The sequence below is a fragment of the Streptococcus sp. genome, assembly GCF_019414905.1.
GTDB lineage: Bacteria > Bacillota > Bacilli > Lactobacillales > Streptococcaceae > Streptococcus.
This window is the reverse complement of record NZ_DXLC01000024.1, coordinates 1-3738: the sequence shown is the minus strand read 5'-3', so window position 1 is coordinate 3738 and position 3738 is coordinate 1. Positions and strand designations below refer to the sequence as shown.

The following is a 3738-nucleotide window of genomic DNA, read 5'->3' as shown; positions in this document are numbered from 1 at the left end:
ACTTTAGTAAAATAGATTAAAAGCGGGCTTGCTCGCTTTTTATTATAAGACAGATTCTAAAAACGTTTTCAAACTGTACTGCAATAGAGAATAAAAACTTCTGAGCAGATTCTTAGTAAAGTCAAAATAAATGTGATAAATTAGTATTGTAAAAATTTACTGAAACGTTTTCAAAAACTATATGAAACCTTTTTTAGTAGATTTAAAAATATTTGAAGGAGAGTTATCATTATGACTCAAGGGAAAATTACTGCATCTGCAGCAATGCTTAATGTATTGAAAACATGGGGCGTAGACACTATCTACGGTATCCCATCAGGAACACTCAGCTCATTGATGGATGCTTTGGCTGAAGACAAAGACATCCGCTTCTTGCAAGTTCGCCACGAAGAAACAGGTGCTCTTGCAGCGGTTATGCAAGCTAAATTCGGCGGCTCAATCGGGGTTGCAGTTGGTTCAGGTGGTCCAGGTGCGACTCACTTGATTAACGGTGTTTACGATGCAGCTATGGATAACACTCCATTCCTAGCAATCCTTGGATCACGTCCAGTTAACGAACTCAACATGGATGCTTTCCAAGAATTGAACCAAAACCCAATGTACAACGGTATCGCTGTTTACAACAAACGTGTAGCTTACGCTGAGCAATTGCCAAAAGTTATTGACGAAGCTTGCCGTGCTGCAGTTTCTAAAAAAGGTCCAGCTGTTGTTGAAATCCCAGTAAACTTCGGTTTCCAAGAAATTGACGAAAACTCATACTATGGATCAGGTTCATACGAGCGTTCATTTATCGCTCCTGCTTTGAACGAAGTTGAAATCGACAAAGCTGTTGAAATCTTGAACAATGCTGAACGTCCAGTTATCTATGCTGGTTACGGTGGTGTTAAAGCTGGTGAAGTGATTACTGAATTGTCACGTAAAATCAAAGCACCAATCATCACAACTGGTAAAAACTTTGAAGCTTTCGAATGGAACTATGAAGGTTTGACAGGTTCTGCTTACCGTGTTGGTTGGAAACCAGCCAACGAAGTGGTCTTTGAAGCAGACACAGTTCTTTTCCTTGGTTCAAACTTCCCATTTGCTGAAGTTTACGAAGCATTCAAGAATACTGAAAAATTCATCCAAGTGGATATCGACCCTTACAAACTTGGTAAACGTCACGCCCTTGACGCTTCAATCCTTGGTGATGCAGGTCAAGCAGCTAAAGCTATCCTTGACAAAGTGAACCCAGTTGAATCTACTCCATGGTGGCGTGCAAACGTTAAGAACAACCAAAACTGGCGTGATTACATGAACAAACTCGAAGGTAAAACTGAGGGTGAATTGCAATTGTATCAAGTTTACAATGCAATCAACAAACATGCTGATCAAGACGCTATCTACTCAATCGACGTAGGTGACACTACTCAAACATCTACTCGTCACCTTCACATGACACCTAAGAACATGTGGCGTACATCTCCACTCTTTGCGACAATGGGTATTGCCCTTCCTGGTGGTATCGCTGCTAAGAAAGACAATCCAGATCGCCAAGTATGGAACATCATGGGTGACGGTGCATTCAACATGTGCTACCCAGACGTTATCACAAACGTTCAATACGACCTTCCAGTTATCAACGTTGTCTTCTCAAATGGTAAATATGCCTTCATCAAGGACAAATACGAAGACACAAACAAACACTTGTTTGGTTGTGACTTCCCTAATGCTGACTATGCGAAAATCGCTGAAGCGCAAGGAGCTGTTGGATTTACAGTTGACCGTATCGAAGATATCGATGCAGTTGTTGCAGAAGCTGTTAAATTGAACAAAGAAGGTAAAACTGTTGTGATCGATGCTCGCATCACTCCACACCGTCCACTTCCAGTAGAAGTACTTGAATTGGATCCAAAACTTCACTCAGAAGAAGCAATCAAAGCCTTCAAGGAAAAATACGAAGCAGAAGAACTCGTACCATTCCGTCTCTTCTTGGAAGAAGAAGGATTGCAATCACGCGCAATTAAATAATTTCTCTCGTCGAAAATCAAAGATAAATTTATAGACTTCTTTATTAGCTTACTGCCGACGATTCCATCATTGAAACCATAAATTTCAATGATGGAATCTAGTGTGGAGCCTAGAAAAAAGTCCCAAAGGATTTTTCGTAGTTTGATGAGCAAAGATTTGCCATCAAACTTGGTTTCACCTTGTTTATTCTTTGATTTTCATAGAGAGAAACTTGAAAAGATCGGAGCAATCCGGTCTTTTTATGGAGGATAGTAAATGAATTTAAATCAATTAGATATTATCGTTTCAGATGTTCCTCAAGTTTGTGCTGACTTGGAGCGTATTTTGGATAAAAAGTCCGATTATGTTGATGACAGTTTTGCTCAGTTTACGATTGGCAGTCACTGTCTGATGTTGTCCCAAAATCATTTGATTCCTTTGGAAAATTTTCAGTCAGGAATCATTCTTCATATCGAGGTTGAGGATCTAAATCAGAATTACCAACGTTTAAAAGAGATTGATATCGAGATTTTACACGGTCCTTGTGAAACGGATTGGGGAACAGAGTCCTTATTAGTTAAAGGCCCTGCCGGTCTTGTGATTGATTTTTATCGTATGAAGTAGGTAATTCTATTATCAAATTTTTTATCTAAACATTCTTGGAGTGAAACTTAAAAAGATCGGAGCAATTCGATCTTTTTTGTATTTATGTGACTTTCAGTCCGTCTCGCTCCGTTAGGTGCGAGACAAAAAACCACCCGTTTTCACGGGTGGTTATGATTTCTACACTTATTGTTTGGCTTCCTGTTTTAATTGTTGCACCTGTTCCTCGTACTGGACAAGCTCCCTGTCTTTTATATTGATAGTCGCTTCTGCTTCAGCAATGCGGCTTCTCAGATCTTGAGTCTTGTTATGGTGATAGCTAATACCAATAGCACTACCAGCAATGATCCCGATTACTAGACAAGTAAAAATCACCAAAATCAAGGGAGCAGATAGTTGTGTAAAGACAAGACTGACAGTTACTGTTTGACGATTGAGTAGACCAAATGAGATCACAATGACTAATAAGCTCAAACCGCCAATTAGATAAGCCTTATCTTTCAGTGACAATTCATTAAATTTTTTTAGCATAAGTTCCTTTTCTCCTGACTATGTTGATAGAAAACTACACACCATTTAGGTATTAACAAAATTCATTTTACTAGAAAATTTCGATACTGTCAATAATTTCTAACGGCTTATTTACCATCAATCAATCGATTCATTGAAAAGGAGTATTCATTTTCTAATATTTGATTGAGTAAACAGAACGGAGCAATTCGGTCTTTTTTCTGTTCCCTCTTTCTTATAACAAGATTGTGATAGTTTATATCTTTATAACAAAAGTTTTAAAGACTTGATTGTTTTGAAAGAATATTTTAAAATAAGATTCAGTAAAAATGAAAGAGGTTTTGAAAATGTCTGAAAAACAAATGAAAATTTTAGGTTGGGTAGCGACCTTTATGTCTGTTATGATGTATGTGTCTTACTTCCCACAAATCATGAACAATCTGGCTGGTCAAAAAGGAAATTTCATCCAGCCCTTGGTTGCTGCCATCAACTGTAGTCTCTGGGTTTACTACGGTCTTTTCAAAAAAGAAAGAGATATCCCCCTTGCAGCAGCTAATGCACCAGGTATTATTTTTGGCCTAGTGACGGTTATTACAGCTTTGATTTAAAAGGAACAGAGGAGACTAGTTTTCAGTCTTC

General features: G+C 38.3%; 4 protein-coding genes. 3 read left to right on the top strand and 1 reads right to left on the bottom strand.

Going from position 1 to position 3738, the window contains the following annotated elements; translation table 11 throughout:
- Positions 1–231 precede the first annotated feature (231 nt).
- Both spxB and QZ359_RS00550 read left to right on the top strand, forming a co-directional pair.
- Positions 232–2007, top strand: coding sequence for a pyruvate oxidase (spxB, locus tag QZ359_RS00555; protein WP_049535419.1), 1776 nt, complete (start codon positions 232–234; stop codon positions 2005–2007).
- A 255-nt stretch (positions 2008–2262) separates the two neighbouring features.
- A complete protein-coding gene (locus QZ359_RS00550) occupies positions 2263–2610 on the top strand; it encodes a VOC family protein (RefSeq protein ID WP_293951821.1) in 348 nt (115 codons plus the stop codon).
- A 165-nt stretch (positions 2611–2775) separates the two neighbouring features.
- Here the strand turns inward: QZ359_RS00550 and QZ359_RS00545 are convergent, their stop codons facing one another.
- Positions 2776–3120 carry a LapA family protein gene (locus QZ359_RS00545; RefSeq protein WP_000913393.1) on the bottom strand — a complete coding sequence of 115 codons (345 nt, stop codon included), beginning with the start codon at positions 3118–3120 and terminating at the stop codon, positions 2776–2778.
- Positions 3121–3446: 326 nt separating this feature from the next.
- Here QZ359_RS00545 and QZ359_RS00540 point away from each other — a divergent pair, with 326 nt between their 5' ends.
- Positions 3447–3707, top strand: a complete 261-nt coding sequence (locus QZ359_RS00540; RefSeq protein WP_001291472.1) for a SemiSWEET family transporter — start codon at positions 3447–3449, stop codon at positions 3705–3707.
- Positions 3708–3738 lie beyond the last annotated feature (31 nt).